The 4,488-nt window shown below is 52.3% G+C and carries 5 protein-coding genes; 3 read left to right on the top strand and 2 right to left on the bottom strand.

The window, feature by feature from the left end; all coding sequences use genetic code 11:
* Positions 1–591: 591 nt before the first annotated feature.
* Together ABYT30_RS16000 and ABYT30_RS16005 are read left to right on the top strand one after the other, a co-directional pair.
* The gene (locus ABYT30_RS16000; RefSeq protein ID WP_373097484.1) at positions 592–1,956 is read left to right on the top strand and encodes an MATE family efflux transporter; all 1,365 of its coding nucleotides are present in this window, start codon (positions 592–594) and stop codon (positions 1,954–1,956) included.
* 237 nt (positions 1,957–2,193) lie between these two features.
* Positions 2,194–2,511: a hypothetical protein gene (locus tag ABYT30_RS16005; RefSeq protein ID WP_373097485.1), complete on the top strand. Its 318-nt coding sequence runs from the start codon at positions 2,194–2,196 to the stop codon at positions 2,509–2,511.
* A 32-nt stretch (positions 2,512–2,543) separates the two neighbouring features.
* Here ABYT30_RS16005 and ABYT30_RS16010 read toward each other — a convergent pair whose 3' ends face one another.
* A complete protein-coding gene (locus ABYT30_RS16010; protein ID WP_373097486.1) occupies positions 2,544–3,095 on the bottom strand; it encodes a DinB family protein in 552 nt (183 codons plus the stop codon).
* Positions 3,096–3,181: 86 nt separating this feature from the next.
* Positions 3,182–4,078, bottom strand: coding sequence for a LysR family transcriptional regulator (locus tag ABYT30_RS16015; RefSeq protein ID WP_373097487.1), 897 nt, complete (start codon positions 4,076–4,078; stop codon positions 3,182–3,184).
* Between the two features lie 116 nt (positions 4,079–4,194).
* On the opposite strand from ABYT30_RS16015, the gene ABYT30_RS16020 reads away from it, so the two are divergent.
* Positions 4,195–4,488: NAD(P)H-dependent oxidoreductase (locus ABYT30_RS16020; RefSeq protein ID WP_373097488.1), on the top strand; the 294-nt coding region annotated here is incomplete at its 3' end.

Here is a 4,488-nt window from a genome sequence, read left to right on the forward strand (position 1 = left end):
GCCCTCTTCGGCCCATGCGCCGGTACTAAAAAGGCTTAGCAGCATTAGCACAGGACTAAGCGCCAGCTTTAAAAGCCGTCTCGCTTGTAAATACATCTCCCGTGTCTCCATGTATAGTTGAATAAAGACCCCGCCGCTAAATCTGCAGATGCAGCACACAAAATATACCCCGCTATGGAACACAATCGCTAAATTGGACTCTGAAACAGGCATAGATAAATGCCACAACCCGGTCTCTAAAGATCGAATTTTGACATTTACCTATTAATTTGTGCAGCGCAAACCCGCTTGGACCGCTTTGGGTGCGACAAAACGCCGCAATTATAAACCCGATGAATGCAGCAGCGCTACTGCGTTAAACAGTAAAGCCACACTAGCAACTGGCTAGTGGGCGGAATTTTTCCGCAATATCACTAACTAAAGTACTCCTAAAGCTTTTAAACCACTAGATATAGACAAACATCTAATTACCAGCATTTCCAAACTAGCATCAACTTAGCCCCTTTTTTGTGCAAAACAAGCTCGAGCCAGCTAAATATACTGGTTAGACTAGGGGCCTGGCACCGCCACACGCTAGAATACCGCTCCACCATGCCGCTTACAAAAAGCCAAACCATGCGCTATAACACAAGTCCCGAGCAGGCCCCCACCACGAGCACTCGGGTGTGGGCACTCGCTTGGCCAATGATCCTAGCCAATTTATCAGTGCCGCTACTCGGCCTAGTTGATACCGCCATCCTCGGCCACCTAAGCGACAGCCGCTACCTGAGCGCCGTCGCAATCAGCACCAGTTTATTGGCCTTCCTCTACTGGGGCTTTGGATTTTTACGTATGGGCACCACCGGCGCCAGTGCCCAGCTGCTAAGTCGACCTAAAGATGCGAATGCGCTGCTGCTCAAAGCCGCTGCCCTTGGCCTGACGATCGCGGCCTTTATTTGGGTAGCCGGACTCGCTCTCAGCGAAATTGGTCTGGGACTCATGAACACCCCGGACGCGCTGCTCCCCCTAGCCAAAAGCTATTTACACATCCGCCTTTTTAGCGCCCCAGCGGTATTGTGTACCTATGTCATTGTTGGCTGGCTAATCGGTCGCCAGCAAACTCGGTGGCCGCTGATTATTGCCGTAACCACCAACGGTGTGAATATCGTCCTAGATTGGCTGTTTATTATCGTCCTAGAAATGAGTAGCGACGGCGCCGCCCTTGCAAGCGCTATTAGTGAGTACTGTGGACTCGCCATTGGCCTTTGGGCCGTGCGCAGCGCAGTAATTGAGACGCTGCGCCAGGGCCTGCGTTTCAGCTGGCGATACGGCCCTGCGCTCAGCCAGCTTCTCAACAGCAACGTGCACCTTTTTATTCGCACCGCAGCGCTATTGTTTAGCTTTGCCTTTTTTACTGCTCAAGGTGCTGTTTTCGGTCAAAGCACCGTTGCTGCCAATGCCATATTACTGCAGCTTATGCTGGTCAGTGCCTACGGCATGGATGGCTTTGCCCACGCCGCAGAGGCTCTCATCGGGGAGGCGTTTTCGGAAGGTAGGCGAGATGCACTTGCAAGCGTCAGCGCATGCTGCGCCCGCTACTGCCTAGCTACTGCACTTGGCGCAAGCTTGCTGTTGTGGCTGGGGCAGGGGCCAATCCTAAACCTAATGACCGACATCGTGGCTGTTCGCCACATAGCCAACAGTCACTACGGCTGGCTAATTATCATGCCCGTGATATGCGCGCCAAGTTACTTATTAGACGGCGTTTTCATTGGCGCCCTAAAAACCCAAGCGATGCAGTGGAGCATGTTAGCCAGCGTCGCCATCATTTACCTCCCAGTGTGGTTGCTCAGCAAGGGCCTAGAAAATCACGGCCTTTGGCTCAGCTTTTGTGCTTTTAACCTCGCGCGCAGCCTAAGCCTAGCATTACTGTATAAACCGCTTGTTCTAAATAAAACGGCACCTCCTGCTACCTAGCGTAACAAAATGCACCCACAAGCAAACTCCACTCCGCAAAAAAACCACAGTGCGAACCGCTACCAGCCGCCCTGGCGACGTAAGCCCACAAAACGGCTGCTACTTTGGGAAATAATACCTACTGACGCTAGCTGATTTGATTACCCTGTCCAAATCGGTAACAATGGCGGGGTATTTTGGTAGCACTTTTAGCCGCTACCAGTGACCCACCTGCACCCAAATATCGAGATTCTATTCATGAAATCCCCTGCACTTGTAGTTATCGCCGTATTATTGAGCCTGTTTAGCACTACGCTCTTTGCCGATTGCGCCACACGCGCGGTTATGAATGCCCCCCATATTCCCACCGACAGAAATCTCAGTAAAACGGAGTTACTGGCTCTAGAAAATCAAGTGGTTGAATTTGTTGACCGCGCCAACGCCTTATTACCTGTTTGCGCCCGCTACTCGACGGCGCTGAATTATGACCGCGCCATGGACAAGCTCGAGCTCGTTGCCAACGATTACAATGCCGCAATTCGCAGCTATAAGCAGAGCTTTGTCGCCACAAACTAAGCTCGCGGGCGCTCACCCCAGCGCCGCAATGGTCACGCCAGCTCTGGCGTGACCTCATCAATCCACAATAGGAAATCCGTAACCCCCACCTCCACACCCTGCTGGCTCAAAAGAGTCGTAAGCTGCCCTCGGTGATGGGTTTGGTGATTAAAAAAGTGCTGCAAAACCAAGCCAAAGGGCTTACAGAAGTCAGCCTCTTTGCTGTTCTTATAGCTAAATGGGCGATCTAGAGCTTCCTCCTGCAGCGCCTCACTCCAATGACAAATCGTCACATCGAGGCTCTTTCGCGCCGGTAAAAAGACCTCCAACTCGGAGTATATAATCTGATTTAAGGCCGTGGGCTTAGCCAATAACGCAACACTGTCTAGACAACTCGCCCCAGCAAACGAACCCGCCGCAAAACGCTGTAGCCACATAACATCGGCGACATAAAGGTGATTGAGGGTGCCGAGTATTGACTGAAAAAACGCACCCATATTGCTGCACAGCTGATCGTCCTCAAGCTTGCTGGCCGCAGCAAACAAACGTTGATTCATATCGCGATTATAACGGCCCATTAATACAAACTGCTGCTGACGACTCATGACTCTCTCCCCACGCCCTGTAATCACACCTTTATGACCGACCGGATGTAATAACGTCACCCGTTTTTAACTATCAATTTCCGTTATTAACAGACTAAGTTTGCTACAGCGTCCTTAATAAAGGCCTCACAGCGGAGTGCCGCCGCACCAGCCAAGTCGCGATTGGGCAATATTAAAAACAAATCGGCATGGCGCTCGCCACCCTCGATCATCGGCAACGGCTTGATTAACCCGCTAGCCAACTCCTCACGCATTGCCACCGCTGGCAGCCAGGCAAAGCCAAGCCCTCTGGCCACCGCGTTAATCGAGGTCTCCATACGGCTAACCGTTAATCGTTGTAACGCGTCCAACCAGCCCGAATCCCGCTGCCGACGCACCCCAGAGTCCCGCACCACCACCTGCCGAAAAGGCCGCAAATCGCGATAGTCCAAGTCGCGACCCAATTGATGAAGCGGGTGGTCACGCTGGGCCACTGCCAAAAACTTCACCCGCAGCAAGTGATCGCCCAAAAAGCCCGGCGGTACAATACCGGTTATCGCCACATCGCAGCGCCGCTCCAGCAAAGCCTCTTCGGCGCCGCTGAGCACCGACTCAACACACTCAATACGAGTATCGGGGCAGTGCACACTGAGATCTTCGAGGCAATCCAACATCACCGCCGCGGGAAACAGGGTGTCGCAAACAATACGCAACTGAGGCTCCCAGCCCGCCGCCACCGATTTAGCGGACTTCTCAAGGCGCAGCGCCTCATCAATTAAAGAGCGACCACGGCGATAGAGCATGTGCCCAGCCTCGGTAAGTTCAGCTTTGCGACCGCGAATTTCAAATACCCGCACCCCCAGCTGCTCCTCCATTTTTTGAATGGTGTAGGTCACTGCCGATTGGCTTTTATGCAAAACCTCAGCGGCGCGGGCATAACTGCCTTCGTCAACTACCGCTAAAAAGCAGTGCCACTGCTCAAGACTGGTCCTCGGTCCGCTCATATATCAATTTTCTTGATTGCTTTAGCCAATAAATTGCGCTTTTTAAACAACTTTATCAATAGTTTAATAAGCCCAACAACACAGTAATTGCCCCCTACTAAAAGGAGCTCCAAAAAATGAAAACCATCCTCCAGATTAATAGCAGCTTATTTGGCGAACAGGGTCAATCAAGCAAAATGGCCAACGACTTCGTCGACCAATTACAAGCCAATTCCGACGCCACCCAGTTAATCCGCCGTGATTTGCAAGCCAAGCCACTACCGCACCTCGACGGCAATCGCTTTAAGGCATTTACCACCCCCGCGGCAGAGCGCGATGCAGCTCAGCAAGCCGTCGTCGCCGAGTCCGACGCCCTGATTAACGAACTTCGCGACGCCGACATTATCGTACTCGGCATGCCACTTTATAAC

Origin of the sequence: Zhongshania sp., from assembly GCF_041623545.1 — a bacterium.
Classification (GTDB): Bacteria; Pseudomonadota; Gammaproteobacteria; order Pseudomonadales; family Spongiibacteraceae; genus Spongiibacter.

Bases quoted from the DNA above. Each gene is read 5' to 3' on its own strand.
- ABYT30_RS16000 (WP_373097484.1), top strand. From the start codon at position 592: ATGCCGCTTACAAAAAGCCAAACCATGCGCTATAACACAAGTCCCGAG.
- ABYT30_RS16005 (WP_373097485.1), top strand. From the start codon at position 2,194: ATGAAATCCCCTGCACTTGTAGTTATCGCCGTATTATTGAGCCTGTTT.
- ABYT30_RS16010 (WP_373097486.1), bottom strand. From the start codon at position 3,095: ATGAGTCGTCAGCAGCAGTTTGTATTAATGGGCCGTTATAATCGCGAT.
- ABYT30_RS16015 (WP_373097487.1), bottom strand. From the start codon at position 4,078: ATGAGCGGACCGAGGACCAGTCTTGAGCAGTGGCACTGCTTTTTAGCG.